The organism is Modestobacter lacusdianchii (assembly GCF_054177765.1).
In genome coordinates this window covers 26,060-46,837 of record NZ_JBJJTJ010000009.1, presented here as the reverse complement: position 1 = coordinate 46,837, position 20,778 = coordinate 26,060, and the positions used below count along the sequence as shown (strand labels likewise).

At 75.8% G+C, this 20,778-nt stretch carries 19 protein-coding genes and 1 tRNA gene; 4 read left to right on the top strand and 16 right to left on the bottom strand.

Going from position 1 to position 20,778, the window contains the following annotated elements; all coding sequences use genetic code 11:
- Positions 1 to 277 precede the first annotated feature (277 nt).
- On the top strand, positions 278 to 1,030 hold the full coding sequence (locus ACJTNH_RS08620) for an SDR family oxidoreductase (RefSeq protein WP_222192476.1): 753 nt from the start codon (positions 278 to 280) through the stop codon (positions 1,028 to 1,030).
- A gap of 93 nt (positions 1,031 to 1,123) precedes the next feature.
- Here ACJTNH_RS08620 and ACJTNH_RS08615 read toward each other — a convergent pair whose 3' ends face one another.
- Positions 1,124 to 2,992, bottom strand: a complete 1,869-nt coding sequence (locus ACJTNH_RS08615) for a DUF6779 domain-containing protein (protein ID WP_458174615.1) — start codon at positions 2,990 to 2,992, stop codon at positions 1,124 to 1,126.
- Positions 2,993 to 3,226: 234 nt separating this feature from the next.
- Between ACJTNH_RS08615 and ACJTNH_RS08610 the strand changes: the two genes are divergently transcribed.
- A complete protein-coding gene (locus ACJTNH_RS08610; RefSeq protein ID WP_458174614.1) occupies positions 3,227 to 3,835 on the top strand; it encodes a DUF1684 domain-containing protein in 609 nt (202 codons plus the stop codon).
- Between the two features lie 60 nt (positions 3,836 to 3,895).
- Here the strand turns inward: ACJTNH_RS08610 and ACJTNH_RS08605 are convergent, their stop codons facing one another.
- The 3 genes from ACJTNH_RS08605 to ACJTNH_RS08595 all read right to left on the bottom strand — a co-directional run bounded on the left by ACJTNH_RS08605 (position 3,896) and on the right by ACJTNH_RS08595 (position 6,441).
- Positions 3,896 to 4,897: a glycine betaine ABC transporter substrate-binding protein gene (locus ACJTNH_RS08605; RefSeq protein WP_458174612.1), complete on the bottom strand. Its 1,002-nt coding sequence runs from the start codon at positions 4,895 to 4,897 to the stop codon at positions 3,896 to 3,898.
- A 147-nt stretch (positions 4,898 to 5,044) separates the two neighbouring features.
- Positions 5,045 to 5,767 carry an ABC transporter permease gene (locus tag ACJTNH_RS08600; protein ID WP_458174610.1) on the bottom strand — a complete coding sequence of 241 codons (723 nt, stop codon included), beginning with the start codon at positions 5,765 to 5,767 and terminating at the stop codon, positions 5,045 to 5,047.
- On the bottom strand, positions 5,764 to 6,441 hold the full coding sequence (locus ACJTNH_RS08595; RefSeq protein ID WP_458174609.1) for an ABC transporter permease: 678 nt from the start codon (positions 6,439 to 6,441) through the stop codon (positions 5,764 to 5,766). The genes ACJTNH_RS08600 and ACJTNH_RS08595 overlap by 4 nt, the downstream gene beginning before the upstream one ends.
- Before the next feature lie 47 nt (positions 6,442 to 6,488).
- Between ACJTNH_RS08595 and ACJTNH_RS08590 the strand changes: the two genes are divergently transcribed.
- Positions 6,489 to 7,679 (top strand): ABC transporter ATP-binding protein, encoded by a 1,191-nt coding sequence (locus ACJTNH_RS08590; protein WP_458174607.1) that lies wholly within the window; start codon positions 6,489 to 6,491, stop codon positions 7,677 to 7,679.
- 90 nt (positions 7,680 to 7,769) lie between these two features.
- On the opposite strand, the gene ACJTNH_RS08585 is transcribed toward ACJTNH_RS08590, so the two are convergent.
- The 10 genes from ACJTNH_RS08585 to dacB form a co-directional block, all read right to left on the bottom strand.
- Positions 7,770 to 8,291: a DUF3180 domain-containing protein gene (locus ACJTNH_RS08585; protein ID WP_458174605.1), complete on the bottom strand. Its 522-nt coding sequence runs from the start codon at positions 8,289 to 8,291 to the stop codon at positions 7,770 to 7,772.
- Positions 8,288 to 8,791 (bottom strand): 2-amino-4-hydroxy-6-hydroxymethyldihydropteridine diphosphokinase, encoded by a 504-nt coding sequence (folK, locus tag ACJTNH_RS08580; protein ID WP_458174603.1) that lies wholly within the window; start codon positions 8,789 to 8,791, stop codon positions 8,288 to 8,290. Before folK ends, ACJTNH_RS08585 begins: the two co-directional genes overlap by 4 nt.
- The gene (gene folB, locus ACJTNH_RS08575; RefSeq protein WP_458174601.1) at positions 8,788 to 9,150 is read right to left on the bottom strand and encodes a dihydroneopterin aldolase; all 363 of its coding nucleotides are present in this window, start codon (positions 9,148 to 9,150) and stop codon (positions 8,788 to 8,790) included. The genes folK and folB overlap by 4 nt, the downstream gene beginning before the upstream one ends.
- Positions 9,143 to 10,003 carry a dihydropteroate synthase gene (gene folP / locus ACJTNH_RS08570; RefSeq protein ID WP_458174599.1) on the bottom strand — a complete coding sequence of 287 codons (861 nt, stop codon included), beginning with the start codon at positions 10,001 to 10,003 and terminating at the stop codon, positions 9,143 to 9,145. Before folP ends, folB begins: the two co-directional genes overlap by 8 nt.
- Positions 10,000 to 10,689 (bottom strand): GTP cyclohydrolase I FolE, encoded by a 690-nt coding sequence (gene folE / locus ACJTNH_RS08565; RefSeq protein ID WP_458174597.1) that lies wholly within the window; start codon positions 10,687 to 10,689, stop codon positions 10,000 to 10,002. The genes folP and folE overlap by 4 nt, the downstream gene beginning before the upstream one ends.
- Complete coding sequence (ftsH, locus tag ACJTNH_RS08560; RefSeq protein WP_458174595.1) at positions 10,686 to 12,689, bottom strand: ATP-dependent zinc metalloprotease FtsH; 2,004 nt, start codon at positions 12,687 to 12,689, stop codon at positions 10,686 to 10,688. Before ftsH ends, folE begins: the two co-directional genes overlap by 4 nt.
- Before the next feature lie 227 nt (positions 12,690 to 12,916).
- Positions 12,917 to 13,516 (bottom strand): hypoxanthine phosphoribosyltransferase, encoded by a 600-nt coding sequence (gene hpt / locus ACJTNH_RS08555; RefSeq protein WP_458174593.1) that lies wholly within the window; start codon positions 13,514 to 13,516, stop codon positions 12,917 to 12,919.
- Between the two features lie 5 nt (positions 13,517 to 13,521).
- Entirely contained in the window at positions 13,522 to 14,529 is a 1,008-nt protein-coding gene (gene tilS, locus ACJTNH_RS08550) for a tRNA lysidine(34) synthetase TilS (protein ID WP_458174591.1), read from the bottom strand.
- Positions 14,530 to 14,551: 22 nt separating this feature from the next.
- Positions 14,552 to 15,643 (bottom strand): zinc-dependent metalloprotease, encoded by a 1,092-nt coding sequence (locus ACJTNH_RS08545; RefSeq protein ID WP_458174589.1) that lies wholly within the window; start codon positions 15,641 to 15,643, stop codon positions 14,552 to 14,554.
- A 121-nt stretch (positions 15,644 to 15,764) separates the two neighbouring features.
- Positions 15,765 to 18,044 carry a D-alanyl-D-alanine carboxypeptidase/D-alanyl-D-alanine endopeptidase gene (dacB, locus tag ACJTNH_RS08540; protein ID WP_458174587.1) on the bottom strand — a complete coding sequence of 760 codons (2,280 nt, stop codon included), beginning with the start codon at positions 18,042 to 18,044 and terminating at the stop codon, positions 15,765 to 15,767.
- Between the two features lie 714 nt (positions 18,045 to 18,758).
- On the opposite strand from dacB, the gene ACJTNH_RS08535 reads away from it, so the two are divergent.
- Positions 18,759 to 19,247 carry an inorganic diphosphatase gene (locus ACJTNH_RS08535; RefSeq protein WP_222192492.1) on the top strand — a complete coding sequence of 163 codons (489 nt, stop codon included), beginning with the start codon at positions 18,759 to 18,761 and terminating at the stop codon, positions 19,245 to 19,247.
- 172 nt (positions 19,248 to 19,419) lie between these two features.
- Here ACJTNH_RS08535 and ACJTNH_RS08530 read toward each other — a convergent pair.
- Together ACJTNH_RS08530 and ACJTNH_RS08525 are read right to left on the bottom strand one after the other, a co-directional pair.
- Positions 19,420 to 19,492, bottom strand: a tRNA-Thr gene (locus ACJTNH_RS08530).
- 81 nt (positions 19,493 to 19,573) lie between these two features.
- Positions 19,574 to 20,752 carry a DNA polymerase III subunit delta' gene (locus ACJTNH_RS08525; RefSeq protein WP_458174583.1) on the bottom strand — a complete coding sequence of 393 codons (1,179 nt, stop codon included), beginning with the start codon at positions 20,750 to 20,752 and terminating at the stop codon, positions 19,574 to 19,576.
- Between the last annotated feature and the right edge of the window lie 26 nt (positions 20,753 to 20,778).

The window sequence follows — 20,778 nt, the reverse complement described above, 5'->3', positions numbered from 1 at the left end:
CCGGACTCGGATCGCGTCGGCCCACGTCGTCGTGGACCGCAGGTGGAGCTGGTGGTGCGGTGTCGCTGGCGAGCCGGCGGCCCGGTCCGCTGCGGCCACCGGGAGGTGTGCCACGCGGGGGTGCCGCCGGAGGCGAGTCTGTGCCTCCCCTGCGCCCCCGGCAACGCTGCTGAGGTGTGTCCTGACTCACCCGGGTGCCCGGACGGGCCACCGCACGGCCGGTTACGTTGAGCCGGCGCCGGCAGCGGAGCCGGCTCGGACCAGCAGGAGGAGCACGGTGAGCAGCTTCGAGGGACGCACCGCACTGGTGACCGGTGCGAGCCGGGGCATCGGTCTCGGCATCGCCCAGGCACTGGTCGACCGCGGCGCCCGGGTGGTGATCACCGCCCGCAAGCCCGAGGCGCTCGCCGAGGCGGTGGAGACCCTGGGTGGCCCGGAGAAGGCGGTCGCCGTCGCGGGCAACGCCGGGGACGCCGAGCACCGCGCGGAGGCCGTCCGCACCGCCATCGACACCTTCGGCAGCCTGGACGTGCTGGTCGGGAACGTCGGCATCAACCCGGTGTTCGGGCCGCTGATGGACGCCCCGCTCGACGCCTTCCGCAAGATCCTGGACACCAACGTCGTCTCCAGCCTCGGCCTGGTGCAGGAGGCGTGGAAGGCGTGGATGTCCGAGCACGGCGGCTCGGTGCTGATCGTGGCGTCGGTGGCCGGGCTCAAGTCCAGCGAGGGCATCGCCGCCTACGGGGTGAGCAAGGCCGCGCTGATCAACCTCACCACGCAGCTGGCCGTGGAGCTCGGCCCCAAGGTGCGGGTCAACGCCGTCGCCCCGGCCGTGGTGAAGACGCGCTTCGCCGAGGCGCTGTTCACCGGCCGCGAGGACGAGCTCGGCGGCCAGTACCCGGTGGGCCGGCTCGGCGTGCCCGAGGACATCGGCGAGGCGGCCGCCTACCTGCTCAGCGACCAGGCGGGCTGGGTCACCGGGCAGACGCTGGTGCTCGACGGCGGCGCGCTCTCCCGCGGCCCCATCTGACGAAGGACCCCCCTTGCCCCCCACCACTCGCGAGCTCGCGGCGGGGCCCTGCAAGGGGGCCGGGCGAGGTCGGGGGCGGGGGCCGGGGGCCGGCTACCGCTGGCCGAGCACCCGGGCGAGGACGTCGTCGCCGGCGTCCTCGCCCTCCTCGCGGTAGCGCCGACGGCGGGACCGTCCGCCGCTGGGCGCCTCGACCCCGCTCTGGGCCAGGATCTGCTCCAGCCGGGCGTGCCCCTGCGGCGCCGGCTCCGGTGCCGGGGAGGACGTGGCGGCCGGCCGCTCCGCCGGCGCCGGCGACCAGGCCGGGGTGGACCACAGGTCGTCCGCCGGGCCGCCCGACCAGGACGTCCCGGACGACGGGGCGTCGCCCGCGGTGGTCGTCCCGACGGACCCGGACGTCCAGGACGGCGTCTCATAGGACGGCACCTCATAGGACGGCACCTCCGGGGACGGCGCCTCGTGGGACGGCGCCTCCGAGGACGGGGTCTCGTCGAGGTGGGTCCGGTAGGACGACGACTCCCACGACGGCACCTCGTGCGCCGCAGCCGCGGGGGACGGCGCCTCCCCGGACGGCTGCTCCCAGGACGGCTGCTCCCAGGATCGAGCCGGCTCCCAGGACGACCCGACGGACGTCGACGCACCGGTCGACGTCCCCTCGGACGTCGACGGCAGGGACGTCTCCCACCAGGGGGTCTCGACCGGCGGCTCGGCAGCGCTCACGCCCGGCAGCTCCCCCGCGTCGCGGTCCATCGGCTCGGCGGAGCTGACCGGCGGTGTCCAGGTCGCCCAGGCCGCCTGGTCGGCCGCGGAAGTCGACGGCACGGTCTCCTCCGCGGCGGCGTGGCTGCGGCGGCGGCCGGCCGGGCGCACGTCGTCCTCGTCGTCGGGCTCGGCGGCCCGGCGGTGGCGACGCGGCGACCCGGTCGTGGGCACCGGCGGCGGGGACGGTGCGGGCATCGGGACCACCGGCAGCTCACCGGTCGGCCGACCGGCGTCGTCCAGCAGTGCCCGGTCCCCCAGCCACTGCAGCGGCGACCTGGGGCTGGGCTCGACCCACGGCTCCAGCACCGACTCCTCGACCAGCCACTCGAGGGGCGAGGGCGGCCGGGGCGGCAGGTCGGCCTCCGTCGGCGGGGTCTCGGCTGCGCGCGGGGGCACCGGCGGCGGTGTCGCGATCACCCGGGGCGCGGGCTCGGCCGGTGCCGGTGCCGGGAGGTCGGTCCGGGTCGACTCCCAGTGGTCGACGTCCCAGGCCACCGCGGGTGACTCCCAGGGTGAGACGTCCAGCGTCCGGGGGCTGCCGGCGTGCGGGGACGGCTGCGCGGGCCCGCGGACCGACTGGGCGCGCATGACCATGCGCTCGACCAGCAGCTCACCGGACAGCTGCTCGGTGAGCTCGCTGCGCATCCGGCCCAGGTCGGCGCGCAGCTCCGCGAGCCCGGCGAGCTCGGCGCGCACCTGTCCGAGCCCGGCCAGCTCGCCGCGGACCTCAGTGAGCGCGGCGAGCTCGCTGCGCAGCTCCGTCACAGCGGCGAGGTCCTGCTCCAGCCGGGAGAAGCCGGCGAGCTCGCTGCGCAGCCGGGTCAGCTCGTCCCGCATCCCCTGCTCGGCCTCCTGCCGCAGCCGGCTCTCCAGCTGCAGCTGGTGCTCGTGCCGGGCGGCGACCTCGCGCTCCAGTTCGAGCTCGTAGGCGTGCCGGAGCTCGGCCTCCCGGCCGGCGGCGGCCACCTGGTCGGCGCGGCGACTGCCCGCCAGGAACGCGGCGATCACGAAGGCCCAGCAGACCGCGAGCAGCGCGACGCGCAGGTACACCGGGTCGTCGGTGAAGAAGACGGCGGCGGTGGCACCGCCGGCCAGGACCAGGCCGCCGGCCAGCCAGCCGCGCCGGCTCGACGGGGTCGCCGGGTCGTCGCCGGGCTCCTGCAGCTCGGGCAGGGGCCGGTCGACGGCAGGACGGCCCACACCGGCTCGGCCGACGGCCGGGTGATCGGCTCGAGGACGGTCGGCGACGGGGCCCGGGACGGGACGGGCCGCTCCCGGACGCCGCGGGACCGGTGGGAGGTCCCCTCGACCGGGACCGCTGTCGTCCCGACGACCTGCCATGGTCCTCACCTTACGGTGACCGACCGCGTTCAGGCGGTCATCCGCGCCGGTGTGCGGCGGGTCAGCCGCCCGGGCGGTGGCAGGCTGGGCCCGGTGACCCTCTCCTTGCTGGACTGGCGGCGCCGGGTGGCCGCGCTCTACACCGACGTCCGGGCCGCCGACGACCCCGAGACCGGCTGGCACACCTGGCGGGCCGGCCGCGACGCGCTGCTCGCCGACCACCCCGACTCACCGCTGGGCGCGACCGCCCGGGGTGCCTTCGCGGGGTTGCCGTTCGCCCCCTACGACCCCGACCTGCGCTTCGTCGTCCCGCTCGACACCGACGTCGACCCCGAGCGCCGGGAGGTGCCGACCGCCGCCGACGGTGTCGTGGTGCTGGACCGGATCGGCTGGGTGACCCTGGGCGACGTGGGCCGGCTGGACGTGTGGTGGATCGGTGGCTACGCCGGCGGGCTCTTCCTGCCGCTGCGCGACGGCACCGCCGGGACGACGACCTACGGCGGCGGCCGCTACCTGCTGGACACGATCAAGAGCGCCGACCTCGGCGGGTCCGGCGGCCGGCTGGTGGTCGACCTCAACTTCGCCTACCACCCCTCGTGCGCCTACGACCCGCGCTGGACCTGCCCGCTGGCCCCGGAGGGCAACCGGGTGACCACCCCCGTCACCGCCGGCGAGCAGCTGCCCCCCGGCGGCTGGTACTAGACACACCGGGCCCGGCACCGCGATGCGGTACCGGGCCCGGTGTGTCGGCCAGGTCGTTCCTCAGCCCTGGGCGAGCGCGCCGTCGGAGCTGAAGACCAGGCCGATCGAGACCTCACCCTGCTGGATGGCGGCCTTGGTCAGCGGGCCACCGGCGTCCAGCTCGCTGAAGCTGGCGAAGTCCAGGCCGTAGGTCTCCTCCAGGCCCGGCTGGCACTGCGGGCGCTCCGGGCACTCGCCGGGCCCACCGAGCACCAGCGAGCCGTCGCCGCAGGCGTCGGCCAGCTCGGAGAGCGTGCTGACCCCGAGGGAGTCGGCGAACTCGGTGGTCACGGCGAAGGCGTTCTGGTCGGCGGCCTCGGCCGGCTCGCCGAACACCAGGCCGGCCTGCTCGGCCAACGGGGTCAGCGCCGCGACGGTCTCGTCGACGTCACCGGAGGCGACCTGCGTCGCGTCGTCGGCCTCGATGAACTCGGTGACGGTGGCCAGGTACTCGGGGAACGCCTGGATCTCCCCGCGCTGCAGCGCCGGCAGGTAGAGCTCCCGGTTGCCGACGGTCTGCACGGTGGCCGAGAAGCCGGCGGCGTTCAGCACGTCGGCGTAGACGTTGGCCAGCACCTGCGACTCGGTGAAGTCGGCGGCGCCGACCACGATCGGCCCGCTGCCACCGGAGACGCCGGCGTCCAGCCCCTGCTCGGCGACGTAGGCCGCGGCGACGTCCTCGGCGCTCTGCCGCTGCACGTCGACGGCGGCGTTCATCTCGATCAGCTGGTCGGTGGTGAGCACCTCGGAGACGCTGTCCAGCGTCTCCAGCAGCGCCGGGTTCGCCGCGGCGGCCGCGGCGTTGACCGCCGGGATGATGTTGTCGGCGTTCTGCAGCTGCTGGTCGTCCTCGAGCACCACCAGCTGGTCGCCGGCGACCGGCGCGCAGGCGTCGCCGGAGGCGCCCGACCCGCCGGAGTCGGCGCTGCCGCCGGTGCCCGAGGAGCCGGACTCACCGCACGCGGCGGTGGTCAGGACGGCGGCGAGTGCGAGAGGGGTCAGGAAGTGGGCGCGTGCGCGCATCAGCTCCGCCTTCTGTGTCCCGTGGCGCCCGCTGTCGGACGGCCACGCGTGTCTGGCGGGAGGTCTCCCGCGGCCGTTGATCCAACTCCCCGGACCGCCTCGTGGCAAGTCCGTTGTGCACCACCGTGCTGACCTGCGGTGGAGCGGTCAGCGCGCGGCGGCCGCCCCGGCGACGGCGGCCCGGCGGGCGCGCACCCGGCCGAACGGCAGCCGCTTCTCCCCCGGCGTGAGCGCCCAGCTGACCGCGGCGAGCAGCAGCTCGGTGAGCACCGCCAGCGCCGCCACCACGATCGCCCCGGCCAGCACGGCGCCGTAGTCCTGCTGGCGGAAGCCCAGGGTGATGATCCGCCCCAACCCGCCGCCGGCCACCAGCGCGGCCAGCGTTGCCGTGGCCACCACCTGGACGGCGGCGGTGCGCACCCCGGTCATCATCAACGGGGTGGCCAGCGGCAGCTCGGCGCGCAGGAGCACCTGCCGCCCGCTCATCCCCATCGCGCGGGAGGCCTCGACGACGTCCCGGTCGACGCCCCGGAACCCGACGTAGGTGTTGGTGAGCACCGGCGGGATGGCGAACAGGGCGAGCGCGATGGTCGTCGCGGTCGGCCCGAAGCCGATCGGGGTCACCGCGAACACGGTCAGCAGCGCCAGCGTCGGGACGGCGCGCGAGACGTTGGACAGCGCGACCGCGAAGCCGCCGCCACGCCCGACGTGCCCGAGGACGGCCCCGACGGGGATGCCGATCGCCATCGCCGCCAGCACCGCCAGCGCCGAGATGCGCAGGTGCTGGCCGAGCAGCTCGAGGATGCCGTTCGCCCGGGTCCAGTTGAACGGGTCGTTGAGGTAGCGGACGGCGTCCTGCAGCAGGTTCACGACCGTGCTCCACGGGCCCAGGGGGTCAGCGCACGGCCGACCCCGGCGAGCAGCAGGTCGGCCAGCAGGGCCAGCAGCACGCAGCCGACGGCGCCGGTGACGATCTCGGCCCGGTAGAAGTTCGCCGCGAACCCACCGGTGATCAGCTGGCCCAGGCCGCCGTGGCCGACGATGACGCCGACCGTCACCAGCGCGACCGTGGAGACGGTGGCCACCCGCAGGCCGGCCATGATCGAGGGCAGGGCCAGCGGCACCTCGACCTGCCAGAGGGTGCGCGCCCTGCCGTAGCCCATGCCGAGCGCCGCCTCACGGACGTCGGCCGGCACCGACTGCAGCCCGGCCAGGAAGTTCCGCACCAGGACCACCAGCGAGTACAGCACCAGCCCGACCAGCACGGTGGTGGCGGTGAGACCGGTGACCGGCGCGACGAAGGCGAACATCGCCAGCGACGGGATCGTGTAGATCAGCGTGGACAGCCCGAGCACCGACCCGGCCAGCCACCGGCTGCGCCGGGCGAGCAGCGCCAGCGGGAACGCGAGCAGGGTGCCGAGCGCGACCGCGGCGACGGTGAGCCGCACGTGCTCGCCCAGGAGGGGCAGGATGGAGCTCCAGTTGCCCGACACGTAGGACGGGTCGAACCACGGGTTCGGCGCCGCATCGACTGCGAGGACCATGGTGCTCGCCGCGCTCAGCATGGGGCGCCTGCCAGGAAGGCCACGCCGTGGACGCTACTGCTCCCTCCCCCGAGCTCGCACCGCCCGCCGGTTCCGGCGCCGAGGAGATCCGGCTCGAGGGCGTGAGCAAGGTCTACCCCGACGGCACCGTCGGGGTGCGTGAGCTCGACCTGACCTTCGCCGCCGGCGAGCTGACCGTGCTGGTGGGCCCCTCCGGCTGCGGCAAGACGACCACGATGAAGATGATCAACCGGATCATCGAGCCCAGCAGCGGCCGGATCCTGCTCGGCGCCGACGACGTCACCCGGGTCGACCCCGTGCAGCTGCGCCGCCGGATCGGCTACGTCATCCAGAACGTCGGCCTCTTCCCGCACCAGACGGTGCGCCGCAACGTGGCCACGGTCCCCCGTCTGCTGGGCTGGGACAAGGCCCGTACCCGGGACCGGGTCGAGGAGCTGCTGCAGCTGGTGGGGCTCGACCCCGCGGCGCACGGGGACCGCTACCCCCACCAGCTCTCCGGCGGCCAGCGGCAGCGCGCCGGCGTCGCCCGGGCGCTGGCCGCCGACCCGTCGGTGCTGCTGATGGACGAGCCGTTCTCCGCTGTCGACCCGATCGTCCGCGAGCGGCTGCAGTCGGAGTTCCTGCGGCTGCAGGAGACGGTGCGCAAGACGATCGTCTTCGTCACCCACGACATCGAGGAGGCCGTGCGGCTCGGCGACCGGATCGCGGTGATGAGCGAGGGCGGCACGGTCGAGCAGTTCGCCGCGCCCGCGGAGCTGCTGGGCTCTCCGGCCACCCCGTTCGTCGCGGACTTCGTCGGCGCCGACCGCGGCCTCAAGCGGCTGGCGGTGACCGGCATCGACATGGCCGACCTCGAGCAGCCGCCGGTGGTGCACGTCGACGACCGGCTGGCCGATGCCCGCACCGCGCTCGACCGGTCCGGCGCCCGGTGGGCGGTCGTGCTCGACGACCGGCAGGCGCTGCACGGCTGGATCTCCCTCGAGCGCGCCGCCGGCAGCGGCACCGTCCGCGACGCCGCCCGGCGGATGGAGGCCTGGGTGCCGATCGACGCGACCCTCAAGACGGCGTTCTCGACCATGCTGCAGCTGGAGGCCGGCTGGGTCGCGGTGCTCGACGGCGACCGGTTCTGCGGCGTCCTCACCCCGGAGTCGCTGCACGCGGCGCTGCGCCGCTCGGTCGAGGGCAAGGTGCCCGAGACCGCCGGCGCCGTGGTCTGACGCTGCGCCGGCGCGGCGGCTGCCCGGGTCGACCCACCCGAGCCGATGTGAGGCCGCGCCATGGCACGGCTCCACCTCAGGTGAGGCGGGTCAACCCGACCGTCGACCAGGCGCGGACCCCGTTCCCGGGTCCTCGTCGTCCGAGTCCGGGGGCACGCGGCAGACGTGCTCCAGCCACAGCGCGGCGACGGCGAGCCCGATGGCCAGGAGCACCCCGATCACGCCGGTAGCCGTGTCGCCGCGGGCGTAGGCGAGGCGACCCAGCGCCGGCACGGTGTGCAGCAGCAGCCCGGCCCAGGCACCCGCGAGCACGGCGCCGACCCAGGCGCTGGCCTGGGCGAGCACCGCCACCCGGGCCACCAGCAGCGGCTCCACCGGCCGGGCCGCCGCCGCGGACCTGCCCGGGGCCGGGCGCCCCTCCCGCTCGGCGGACAGACGGGCCCGCAGCGTGCGGGCACCGAGCGCCTCGGCCACGGCGAGCACGCCCAGCGGCACCGGCAGCCACCACCGGAAGGGCGGCAGGTCCCCGTAGGCGGCACGCACCACGAGCCAGACGGCGACCGCGACGGCCACGCCCAGGAACACCAGGTCCCGGCGGCGCACCGGCGTCATGCCAGCTGCTCCCAGCGGGTCACCGCGGCGACCTCGTCGGCCGGCAGGGCGGCGACCAGGTCGGCCACCCGACCGTGCCCGGGCAGGGTCGCGGCCGGGTCCAGCGCCAGCCACGGGACCAGCACGAACGCCCGCTCGTGCGCCCGCGGGTGCGGCAGGGTGAGCACCGGGTCGTCCGAGCGCACCGGCGTCCCGTCGTCCCCGGTGACCGTGACGACGTCGACGTCCAGCGTGCGGGCGCCCCAGCGCACCTCCCGGGTGCGCCCGGCGGCCTGCTCGAGCTCGTGCGCGAGCGCGAGCCAGCCGGCGGCGTCCCGGTCGCCCCGGACGACGGCGACCGCGTTCAGGTACGGCGGCTGCTCGACCGGCCCCCACGGCGGGGTCTCGTACAACGTCGAACGGGCCACCAGCCCGTGGCCGGTCAGCGCGACCAGTGCCCGGCGCAGGGTGGCCGCGCGGTCACCCAGGTTGCCGCCTAGGGACAGGACCGCCCGGCTCACCGGCGCTCGCGCCGGATCGCGACCGTGACGTCGGCGGCGGGGACCCCCAGGTCGGCCTCCGGCTTGTGCACGGTGATCTCGACCGCCTCGACCAGGGGGTGGGCCAGGCACAGGTCGGCCAGCCGCTGGGCCAGCGTCTCCAGCAGGTCGACCGGCTCGCCGACCAGCACGGCGTGCAGCCGCTGGGAGAGCTCGGCGTAGTCGACCGTCCGGGTGAGGTCGTCGGAGGCCGCGGCCGGTGCGGTGTCCAGCTCCAGCACGGCGTCGACGCGGAAGGTCTGACCGCGCTCGCGCTCGGCCGGGTAGACCCCGTGGAAGCCGTGCCCGGTCAGGCCGTGCACGGTGATGCGGTCAGGCACGTTCTCCTCCTCCAGCGCGGCGGGCCGCCTGCACGGCGGCCACGGTCGCGATCGCGTCGAGGGACTGCACCGGGTCGTGCACCCGCACGCCCCAGGCCCCGGCCTGCGCCGCCAGCACCGAGATCGCCAGGGTCGCGGCCTCCCGGCCCTCGACCGGGCGCACCTGCCCGTCGGGGGCGGCCAGGAGCCGGCCGAGGAAGGTCTTGCGCGAGGCGCCGACCAGCACCGGCAGGCCCAGGGCGACGAGCCGGTCCAGCCCGGCCAGCAACGCCCAGTTGTGGTCGGCGTTCTTGGCGAACCCGAGCCCGGGGTCGAGGACCAGCTGACCGGGGTCGACACCCGCGGCTACCACGTCCTCCACCCGGGCGGTCAGCTCCGCCGCCACCTCGGTCACGACGTCGCCGTAGCGCGCCGCGGCGTACATCTCCCGGCTGTGCCCGCGCCAGTGCATCAGCACCCACGGGACGCCGGACTCGGCGACCAGCCGGGCCATGCCCTCGTCGGCCAGCCCGCCGCTCACGTCGTTGACCAGCGCGGCCCCGGCGTCCAGAGCGGCGGCGGCCACCTCGGCGCGGGTGGTGTCCACGCTGACCCGGACACCGGCGCCGGCCAGCTCGCGCACCACCGGCACGACGCGGCGGCACTCCTCGGCCGCGTCCACCCGGTCGGCGCCGGGGCGGGTCGACTCCCCGCCCACGTCGACGTAGTCGGCACCGGCGGCGTCCATCTGCAGGCCGTGGGTGATCGCCGCCCCCGCGTCGGCGTAGCAGCCACCGTCGGAGAACGAGTCGGGGGTGACGTTGAGGACGCCCATCACCAGGCACCGACCCGGCCGCGGCAGGAGGGCGCTCACCTGCCCAGGATGAGGCTCATCGCCTCGCTGCGGGTGGCCGCGTTCTCCCGGAAGATGCCGCGCACCGCCGAGGTGATCGTCGTCGACCCCGGCTTGCGGACCCCGCGCATCGCCATGCACAGGTGCTCGGCCTCGATGACCACGATCACGCCCCGCGGCTGCAGCACCTCGAACAGGGCGTCGGCGACCTGCCGGGTCATCCGCTCCTGCACCTGCGGACGCCGTGCGTACACCTCGACCAGCCGGGCCACCTTCGACAAGCCGGTCACCCGCCCGTCGGCACCGGGGATGTAGCCGACGTGCGCCTTGCCGTGGAAGGGCACCAGGTGGTGCTCGCACGTCGAGTACATCGGGATGTCCTTGACCAGCACGAGCTCGTCGTGGTCCTCGTCGAACGTCGTCGCCAGGACGTCGTAGGGGTCCTGGCCGAGACCGGCGAAGGTCTCCGCGTAGGCGCGGGCCACGCGGGCCGGGGTGTCCACCAGACCGGGCCGGTCGGGGTCCTCGCCGACGGCGAGCAGGACCTCCCGGACAGCTGCCTCGATCCGGGCGGTGTCGACCCGGCCGTCGGCCAGGTCGGCCACCGGGTCACCGGTCAGCCGGTCCTGGCCCAGACCGTCGACCCGGTCGGCGAGCTGCCCACCCGCCGGCCCCGGCTGCTCCGCTCCCCCGGTACCGGCGCTCACCGGCCCTGGACCGGCGCGCCGACGTCGCCGACCGGGGACGGCGAGGACCCGTTCACGTGCGCACCGGTGCCGTTGGCCGCGGCCACCTCGGCGGGGGTGAGCACCGGCGGGCGCTCCGACGGGGTGCGCTTGCCGAAGCCGTTGTACGGGGCCATCGACGGGCGCTTCACGACCCCGGCACAGATCCGGTCCATGTCCTCGCGGGACAGGGTCTCCTTCTCCAGCAGCTCCAGCACCAGCCGGTCGAGGGTGTCCCGGTACTCCACCAGGATCTCCCAGGCCTCGTCGTGCGCGGCCTCGATGAGCGCGCGCACCTCGCCGTCGATGTCGGCGGCGACGGCGTCGGAGTAGTCCGGGCGCGAGCCCATGTCCCGGCCGAGGAACGGCTCGGAGTCGGTGCTGCCGTACTTCACCGCACCGAGCTTGGCGCTCATCCCGTACTGGGTGACCATCGCGCGGGCCACCGAGGTGGCCTTCTCGATGTCGTTGCCGGCACCGGTGGTCGGCTCGTGGAACACCAGCTCCTCGGCGGCGCGACCACCCAGCATGTAGGCCAGCTGGTCGATCATCTCCGATCGCGTCTGGGTGTACTTGTCCTCGGTGGGCAGCACCAGGGTGTGCCCGAGCGACCGGCCGCGCGGCAGGATCGTCACCTTGTGCACCGGGTCGGTGTTCGGCAGCGCGTGGGCCACCAGGGCGTGCCCGCCCTCGTGGTACGCGGTGACCTTCTTCTCCTTCTCGCTCATCGCCCGGGTCTTGCGCTCCGGGCCGGAGAGCACGCGGTCGATCGCCTCCTCGAGGGTGGCGTCGGTGATCAGCGTGCCGCCGTTGCGGGCGGTGAGCAGCGCCGCCTCGTTGAGCACGTTGGCCAGGTCGGCACCGGTGAAGCCGGGGGTGCGCCGGGCCAGCGTCATCAGGTCGACGTCGTCGGCCAGCGGCTTGCCGGTGGCGTGCACCTCGAGCACGGCCACCCGGCCGAGGAGGTCGGGACGGTCGACGGCGATCTGCCGGTCGAAGCGGCCCGGGCGCAGCAGTGCGGGGTCCAGGACGTCGGGCCGGTTGGTGGCGGCGATCATGATGACGCCGCCCTTGACGTCGAAGCCGTCCATCTCGACGAGCATCTGGTTCAGCGTCTGCTCGCGCTCGTCGTGCCCGCCGCCCATGCCGGCACCGCGCTGCCGGCCGACGGCGTCGATCTCGTCGATGAAGATGATCGCCGGGGCGTTCTCCTTCGCCTGGGTGAACAGGTCGCGCACCCGGCTGGCGCCGACACCGACGAACATCTCGACGAAGTCCGAGCCGGAGATCGAGTAGAACGGCACCCCGGCCTCGCCGGCGACGGCGCGGGCCAGCAGCGTCTTGCCCGTGCCGGGCGGGCCGAACAGCAGCACGCCCTTGGGGATCTTCGCGCCGATCGCCTGGTACTTGACCGGGTTCTGCAGGAAGTCCTTGATCTCGTGCAGCTCCTCGATGGCCTCGTCCGCCCCGGCGACGTCGGAGAACGTCGTCTTCGGGGTGTCCTTGCTGACCACCTTGGCCTTGGACTTGCCGAAGGCCATGACCCCGCGGCCACCGCCCTGCATCGAGTTGAACAGCCAGAACAGCAGGAGGAGCAGCAGCACGAAGGGCAGGAAGCTGACCAGGACCGAGACCAGCAGGTTGTCCTGGGTGACGTTGGTGTCGAAGGAGCCGGCGCCGCCGTCCTCGTCGCCCGCGCCGCGGACGAGGTCGAAGACGTCGTCGGAGGCGCCGAGCGGGTAGGAGGCGGTGATCTGGGTGCTGCCGTCGACCGCGTTCTCCAGGTCGAGGTCGAGCGTCTGCTCCTTGTCGTTGATCGTGACGGAGGAGACGTTGCCGCTGGCGAGCTGGTCCAACGCGGTGGACGTCGACACCTCGTCGTAGCCGCCGTTGCCCCGGAAGAAGCTGGAGCCCACGAGGCCCAGCACGACGACGATGGCGATCCAGAACCAGACGTTCCGGACGATCTTCTTACGTTCCATACACCGTGGCCGGGCACCGGGGACGCCCGGCTTCGCCCGTCGACCCTCCTGATCGTCGCGGGACGCCGCCCGCGACCGGCGGGGAACACCCCGTCACGGGGCGACGTCGTTGGGCACGAAGGTACACCGCAGGACCTGTGCAACAGCTGCGCGCACGGCCCCCGGCCACCCGTCCCGCTGCCGGGTCCCGCCCCGGGTTCGGGAGGGTGGGGGGCAGCGGGTCCTCCTCAGGAGGAGTAGACCTCGGGCTTCAGCGTGCCGATGTAGGGCAGGTCGCGGTAGCGCTCGGCGTAGTCCAGGCCGTAGCCGACGACGAACTCGTTGGGGATGTCGAAGCCGATGTAGCGCACCGGGACGTCGACCTTGACCGCGTCGGGCTTGCGCAGCAGGGTGCACACCTCCAGCGACGCCGGCCGGCGGCTGCCCAGGTTCTTCAGCAGCCAGGACAGCGTCAACCCGGAGTCGATGATGTCCTCGAGCACCAGCACGTGCTTGTCGGCGATGTCCCGGTCCAGGTCCTTGAGGATCCGCACGACGCCCGAGGAGCTGGTGGAGCTGCCGTAGGAGGAGACCGCCATGAACTCCATCTGGGTCGGCAGCTGCAGGGCCCGGGCGAAGTCGGACATGAACAGCACCGCGCCCTTGAGGACGCCGACGAGCAGCACCTCGCGGCCGGCGTAGTCGTGGGCGATCTGCGCGGCCAGCTCGGTGATCTTGGCCTGGATCTGCTCCTCGGAGAGGAGCACGTGGTCGATGTCCGGGCCGTAGCCGTGGTCGGGGCCCAACGGTCCTGGTGCCTGCGCTCCGGTGGTGGCGGGCTCGCTCACGGGTGTCAGGGCTCCTCTGGGGGGAAGTCGTCAGGAGACGCGGCGCGGCGACCAGGGCCGGGCTGCACCGTCAGCCTGCCAGACGCCCGGACCACCCCGTGACCACCCGGCAGGTCCGCCCGCCCCTGCCCCCTCCAGCGGGTGAGCAGCGCGTCGACCGCCGCGAGGTGCGTCGCCTGCAGGTCGGGCACCCCGGCGCCGCGCAACCAGCCGCGCAGCACCCGGCGGCGCAGCGCGGCCGGGAGCTCGGCCAGCGGCGCGGCCGGGAGCCCGCCGTCCGGCCCGACGAGCGCGTCCGCCTCGGCGGCGGCCAGGGCGTCGAGGGCGTCCAGGTCCTCCCGGACCATCCCGGCGGTGCGGGCCAGTGCCGGGGCGACCCCACCGCCGAGCACCTCCTCCAGCAGCGGCAGCACCTCGGTGCGCAGCCGGACGCGGGTGTAGGCGGGGTCGGTGTTCCACGGGTCGTCCCAGACCGGCAGCTGCTGGGCGGCGCAGGCCGCCCGGGTGGTCTCCCGGCGCACGCCGAGCAGCGGGCGCCAGAACGGCGGCCGGTGCTCGACCATGCCGGCCACCGACCGCGGCCCCGACCCCCGGGCCAGCCCGAGCAGCACCGTCTCGGCCTGGTCGTCCAGCGTGTGGCCGAGCGCGACCGTCGCGCCGTGCGCGGCCGCCGCGGCGGTCAGCGCCGCGGTGCGTGCGGCACGGGCGGCGCCCTCGGGCCCGCCGTCGGTGCCCACCGAGACCGGCACGACCAGCACCGGGGACAGCCGCAGCGACTCCAGCAGCGCCGCGGTGCGGCGGGCCTGGTCGGCGGAGCCGGCCTGCAGGCCATGGTCGACGGTCACCGCGCCCACCGCACGCCCGGCCCGCGGCGCCTCGAAGGCGAGGGCCGCCGCGAGGGCCACCGAGTCCGCTCCCCCGCTGCAGGCGACCAGCACCGGGCCGGTGCCCACGGCCAGCCCGGGGCGCACCGCGGTGCGCAGGGCGGCGACGGCGGGATCGGGTCCGGCCATCCCGGAGCTCCTGGCCGCCGGCTCAGGCCGGGAAGGCCGGCCGGGTCTCCAGGACCCGCGTCACCCAGCGGGCGGGGTCGGTCAGCTCGTCCTTGAGCGGCAGGTTCTCCGGCCCGGCCCACACCTGGTTGAACCCGTCCATCCCGACCAGGTCGACGACGCCGGCGACGAACACCCGGCCGTCGGCGTACTGCTGCATCTTCTGCTCCAGGCCCAGCAGCCGGCGCAGCACCCGGTCGATCGGGCCACGGCCCTTGCGCCGCTGGGCGAACCGCTTGCGCAGCGTGCGGACCGAGGGGACGACGTCCGGCCCCACGCCGTCCATGACGTACTCGGCGTGCCCCTCCACCAGGCTCATCACCGCGGTCACCCGGTCGAGGGCGGCGCGCTGCTCGGGGTCGCGGACCAGCGCCATCAGGCCCTGCGGCGCGTCGTCGTCCTGCCCGCCACGGACGGCGTCGCCGAGGCCGCGCACCAGGTCGGTGAGCCGGTCGCGCAGCACGTCCGGCGTCAGGTCGGTGGCCTCGGCGAAGGAGGCGATCTGCTCCTCCAGGTAGCTGCGCAGCCAGGGGACGGCGGTGAACTGCAGCTGGTGGGTGACCTCGTGCAGGCACACCCACAGCCGGAAGTCGCTGGGCTCCACGCCCAGCCGGCGCTCGGTCTCCACGATGTTGGGCGCGACCAGCAGCAGCCGGCCACCCGAGCCGAACACCTCGTACTGCCCCAGCACCCGGGTGCAGAGGAAGGCCAGCACGCCGCCGGCCTGGACGCCGGTGGCGCGGGAGCCGATCGCGGTCGCGAGCGGGCCGGGCGTGCGGTCCTGCCCCCTCTGCAGCGCGTCGGACAGCGGGTCCAGCAGCGCGGCCATGCCGGCGGTGTTGGCCTCGACCCAGCCGGGCCGGTCGACGACGGCGACGGTGGGCACCGGCCCGCCCGGCACCGGCCGCAGGCCGGTGAGCGCCTCCACGTGGGCGACCGCGGTCGCGGCGGCCTCGTGCAGCTCGGCCACGACGGCGGCCGCCTCGGCGCGCGAGGTCTCCGGACCGGAGCTGACCAGGCGCCGGGCGGTGCGGCCGGCGAGGTCCCAGTCGACCAGTGACGAGGCTCGGCTCATGGCCCGACCGTACGCGGCGCAACCGCTCGCCGTCCGGCCCTGCTGCAGGGGCCCACGTCCGACCCTGCTGCAGGGGCCCACCCCGAGCCTGCGAGGGGTGGGGGGCAGCAGGGTCCTTCGACTAACGGCAGCCGCAGCCGGCCAGGGCGGCGGCCACCTCGTCGAGCGCCGCCTCGGCCGCGCCGATGGTGCCGGCGGCCCCGTCGGCCAGCACGGAGAAGGCGAGCAGCCGGCCGTCGGCGGTCTGCACCGTGCCGGCCAGGTCGTTGACGCCCAGCAGGGTGCCGGTCTTGGCCCGCACCGCGCCCGGGCTGCCCGCCCCGTCCGCGGTGCGCTCGGCCAGCGTGCCGTCGTAGCCGGCCACCGGGAGGCCGGAGAGCAGCACATCGGCGTCCGGGATGCTCCCGTCGGCCGCCGCCTGCACCACGTCGACCAGCAGCCGGGCCGGTGCCCGGTCGTCCTGGGAGAGCCCGCTGGCATCGGCGAGGCTGAGCCCGGTGGTGTCCAGCCCCGCCTCGGCCAGCGCGGCGGTCACCGCAGCGCCCGCCCCGTCGAACGTGGCCGGCAGCCCCCGCGCGATGGCCACGTGCCGCGCGAGGGTCTCGGCGAGCAGGTTGTCGGACGCGGTGAGCGCCTGCTCCACCAGCCGCCCGACCGGCGCGGACTCCACGGTGCCCAGCGTGCGCGCCCCGGCCGGGGCGGCGCCGAGGGCGACGGGCGCACCGGGCACCCCGAGCGCCTCCGCGAGGGCCCGGCCGGCGTCGGTGCCCGGCTGGCCGCTGCGCTGCGACTGGCCGGGGGTGACCCGGGCGCCGTCCACCGCGGTGGCGGTGACCGGTGCCGCGTAGGTCGAGGGTGCGTCGCCCTCCCCCCAGCCGGTGGCGGTCAGCGGGCCGGTGAACAGCGAGTTGTCCACGACGACGCGGGTGACGGGCTGCCCGGCGAGCGCCTGCTGCACCTGCGCGGCGAGGTCGGCCACGGTCGCCGCACCCGGGTAGTCGACCGAGGGCGCGGTGGTGGACAGCGTCGGGTCGCCGCCGCCGACCAGCACCACCTCCCCCGGTGCACTACCGGCCACCACGGTGGTCTCGATCCGTTCGGTCGGGCCCAGCGTGGTCACCGCGGCCAGCCCGGTCAGCAGCTTGGTCGTCGAGGCCGGCGTGCTCGGGTCGGTGGCGTCGCGCTCGAGCAGGACCCGGCCGGTGGCGACGTCCACCACCTCGGCGGAGAGACCGGTGCCCAGCGCGGGCGCATCGAGGAGGGGGCCGAGCACCGCGGCCAGCGCGGCCGGGTCGGGCACCGGTGCCTCGGCCGACAGCGCGGCCAGCACCGGTGCCGGGTCGCTGAGCTCGGGCAGCACGGCGTCGGGCACCTGCTCGGCGTCCGGTGCGACGCCGGGGTCGCCGGGGCCCCCGGTGAGCTGGACGGCCAGCAGCACGCCCGCCGCGACCAGCACCAGGGCCAGGACGGCGGCGACGAGGACCTTCGTGAGCCGGCGCCCCCCGGACCGACCTCCCTCCGCCGCCGTGGCACCCGCGCGCCTGCGCCCTGCCCGGGTCCGGGTCTCGTCCTCGGCCGGTGCTGCGGCCGAGGCGCCGTCCCGCCGGGGACCGGGGGTGGGGCGCGCGGCCGCCGGCCGGCCCGCCGCCTGCTGCTCCGTCGCCGCACGCTGCACGGGTGGCCGTTCGGCGGCGGCCTGCTGCGCAGCGGCCCGCTCCATCGCTGCCTGCTGAGCGGCGCGCTGCGCCGCTGCCCGCTCGATCGCTGCGCGCTCGGCCGCCGCGGCCTGCTCCGACACCGCGCGCTCCACCGCCGCCCGCTCGGCCGCGATCTGTGCCGCGACCGCGGCCCGCTCGGCGGCCATCTGCTCGGCCGCCGCCGCCCGCTGGGCCTCGGCCTCGTCGAAGGCGGCGCGCTCGGCCGCCAGCCGGTCCGCCTCCGCCTGCTCGGCCGCCGCCCGCGCTGCGGCCGCTGCGGCGGCTTCCGCCGCTGCCTGCTCCGCGGCCGCCCGCTCGGCGGCGGCACGCTGCGCGGCCCACTCCCGGACCGCGGCCAGGTCGGCGGCGGCCTGCTCGGCGGCAGCGCGCTCGGCCGCCGCCTCGTCGGCGGCGAGCTGCTCGGCCGCCTGGCGGTCGGCCTCGGCCTGCGCGGCAGCCGCCTGCTCGGCGGCGGCGCGCTGCGCGGCCCACTCCTTGACCGCCGCCAGGTCGGCGGCGGCCTGGGCCGCGGCCGCCTGCTCGGCAGCTGCCCGCGCGGCCGCGGCCGGGTCCTCGGCCGGCTCGTCCGCCGGGCCGTCCTGGCCGGGCGCGTCGAGCGCCTGGGTCGGGCTCTCCTCCCGGACTGCGCCGTCCGAGTCGCCAGGCTGTTCGCCTTCCTCGGGCGTCGGCGCACCCGGGGGCACCGTCGCCGCTCCCTCGGAGGGCCCCGGCGCGACTGCGCCTCCCCCCGCTGCCGCGGCTCCCGGCCCTGCCGTCGGGGCCGCCGGAGGCACCTCAGTCGCCGCACTCGGGGCAGCAGCGCCAGCCGCCGTGGCCCCGTCCCCCGCCGGTCCGCTCGTCGCCGCCTCCGGGACGGGCTCCGCCGAGGTGGCCGGCTCACCGACGACCACCGGATCGGCCGGAGGAGCCGGCTGGGGCGCAGCGGCCGGCTCAGCGGGCGAGGCCGCAGGCGCCGGCTCGGCCGCAGGGGCCGGCTCCGCGGCAGTGGTCCGGTCGGGGGTGACCGGTGCGGGCGAGGGGCCGGGCTCCCCCGCCACCGCGGGCGCCGCGGTGTCCGTCCCGTCCGGCGTCGGCCCCTCGGTCGGTGCCTCCGCGGCCGCCTCGTCGGGCACCTGCGCGTCGGCGGCGCCGGTGGTCGAGGGCGTTCCCTGTGAGTCCGGGGGCGTCGCCCCAGCCGTCGCGGCGTCCTCACCCGTCACTCGCGAGGCCGTGTCCGGCTGCCCGTCGGACGGCAGCTGCACGGTGGCTGCTGCGTCGTCCGGCGCCTCGGCGGAGGCCTGACCGGCCTCGTCCACCGGCTGTTCGGACGCCTCCTCGCGCGGACCTGACGCGATCTCCCCCACCCCCTGGAGTGACCTCCGCCGACGCGACGGCCAGTCGTACGACACACTATCGGCGTGCAGTTCGACGTGACGGTAGAGATCCCCAAGGGCCAGCGGAACAAGTACGAGCTGGACCACGCCACCGGACGCATCCGCCTGGACCGGATGCTGTTCACCTCGACCCGGTACCCCGCCGACTACGGGTACATCGAGGAGACGCTCGGGATGGACGGTGACCCCCTGGACGCACTCGTCCTGCTGGAGGAGCCGACCTTCCCCGGGTGCCTCATCACCTGCCGGGCGATCGGGATGTTCCGGATGACCGACGAGAAGGGCGGGGACGACAAGGTCCTCACCGTCCCGGCCACCGACCCGCGGGTCGCGCACCTGCAGGACATCAACGACGTCTCGGAGTTCGACCGGCTGGAGATCCAGCACTTCTTCGAGACCTACAAGGACCTCGAGCCGGGCAAGTCCGTCGAGGGCGCCGAGTGGGTGGGCCGCGCCGAGGCCGAGGCCGAGATCGAGGCCTCCCGCCAGCGCGCCCTGGACGCCGGGCACTGACCCAGCACCACTGATCGAGGCGGTCCTCGCCGAACACGCACCGACCCAGACGGCGGCGTGCCCCTCCGGGGGCGCGCCGCCGTTCCGCATCTCCGGGCTGGGGCGCCGGTGGGGAGGGGAGCCGCCGACCGCGGCACGGGGCACCTGCGGTGGGCAGCGGAGGCTGGAGGAGAGCCGCCTGTCGGAATCGAACCGACGACCTTCTCATTACGAGTGAGATGCTCTACCGACTGAGCTAAGGCGGCGGACTGCGCGGGTGAGCTTACGGCACCGCCCCGGCTCCGCTGCGACACCCCCGCCCGTGGCGAGCGAGCCGGCCCGCCGGCTCAGGCGGGCAGGCGCAGCGCCACGGTGAGCGCCTCCACCGCGATCTGCGGCTTCACGTTCTGCTCCAGCGCGGTGCGGGCGGCCAGCACGGCGTCGATCCGGCGCAGCGCGCCCTCGGCGCCGATCCGGCGGGCCAGCTCGACCGCGTCGGCGCGGCGGTCGGGGTGCGCGAGCGGCACGGTGAGCTCCCCCGCCGCGTCGGCCGCCGCGCTGACCACCAGCGCGTCCCGGTACAGCGCCGCGAGGTCCACCAGCGCGCGGTCCAGGGAGTCGCGGCCCAGCCGGGTGGCCCGCGACTTCTGCCGCTTCTCCAGCTCCTTGAGCTGGCCGGCGCCCCGGCTCGCGGCGGCGACGCCCGGCCCCCGCGCGCCGACGCCGAGACTGGCCTTCACCGCGTCGGTCTCGACGGCGTCGACCTCGGCGGCGGTCTTGTCCGACTCGTCCTTGGCGGCGGCGACGAGGTCGTCCGCGGCGTTGAGGCAGGCGGCGAGCGAGACCAGGGACAGCGGGATGTCCAGCACGGCCTTGCGGGACAGCCGGGCCGCCTCGTCCCGGGCCAGGTGCCGGGCGCGGCCCACGTGCCCGCCGGCGGCCGCCGCCGACCACGCGGCCAGCGCCGGGTCGATGCCGTCCCGGCGGACCAGCACCTCGGCCACGTCGTCGACCCGCGGGGTGCGCAGCGGCACGACCCGGCAGCGGGACCGGATGGTCACCGGCACGTCGTCGGGGTGCAGCGACGGGGCGCAGAGCAGGAAGACCGTGCGCGGCGGCGGCTCCTCCAGCATCTTCAGCACCGTGTTCGACGCCTGCTCGGTCATCCGGTCGGCGTCCTCGACCACCACGATCTGCCAGCGCCCCTGCGAGGGCGCCCGGCCGGCGGTGCGAACGATCTGCCGCACCTCTGCGACCCCGATCGACAGGCCCTCGGGGACGACGCGGTGCACGTCGGCGTGGCTGCCGGCCAGCACGGTGCGGCACTCGTGGCAGCTGCCGTCACCGCCGGCCGGGCACTGCAGGGCTGCGGCGAAGGCCCGGGCGGCGACCGAGCGACCGGACCCGGGAGGGCCGGTGAACAGCCACGCGTGGGTCATCGAGCCCGGTTGCGCGACCGCGGCCTGCAGCTCGGCGACGACCGCCGGCTGCCCGACGACGTCGGCCCACACCCCACCGGTCGTCACGTCGTCATCCTCCCTCAGTCGGTCCA

Bases quoted from the DNA above. Each gene is read 5' to 3' on its own strand.
- tilS (WP_458174591.1), bottom strand. From the start codon at position 14,529: ATGGCCGGACCCGATCCCGCCGTCGCCGCCCTGCGCACCGCGGTGCGC.
- ftsH (WP_458174595.1), bottom strand. From the start codon at position 12,689: ATGGAACGTAAGAAGATCGTCCGGAACGTCTGGTTCTGGATCGCCATC.
- ACJTNH_RS08595 (WP_458174609.1), bottom strand. From the start codon at position 6,441: ATGGTCCTCGCAGTCGATGCGGCGCCGAACCCGTGGTTCGACCCGTCC.
- ACJTNH_RS08545 (WP_458174589.1), bottom strand. From the start codon at position 15,643: ATGAGCCGAGCCTCGTCACTGGTCGACTGGGACCTCGCCGGCCGCACC.
- ACJTNH_RS08605 (WP_458174612.1), bottom strand. From the start codon at position 4,897: ATGCGCGCACGCGCCCACTTCCTGACCCCTCTCGCACTCGCCGCCGTC.
- ACJTNH_RS08585 (WP_458174605.1), bottom strand. From the start codon at position 8,291: ATGACGCCGGTGCGCCGCCGGGACCTGGTGTTCCTGGGCGTGGCCGTC.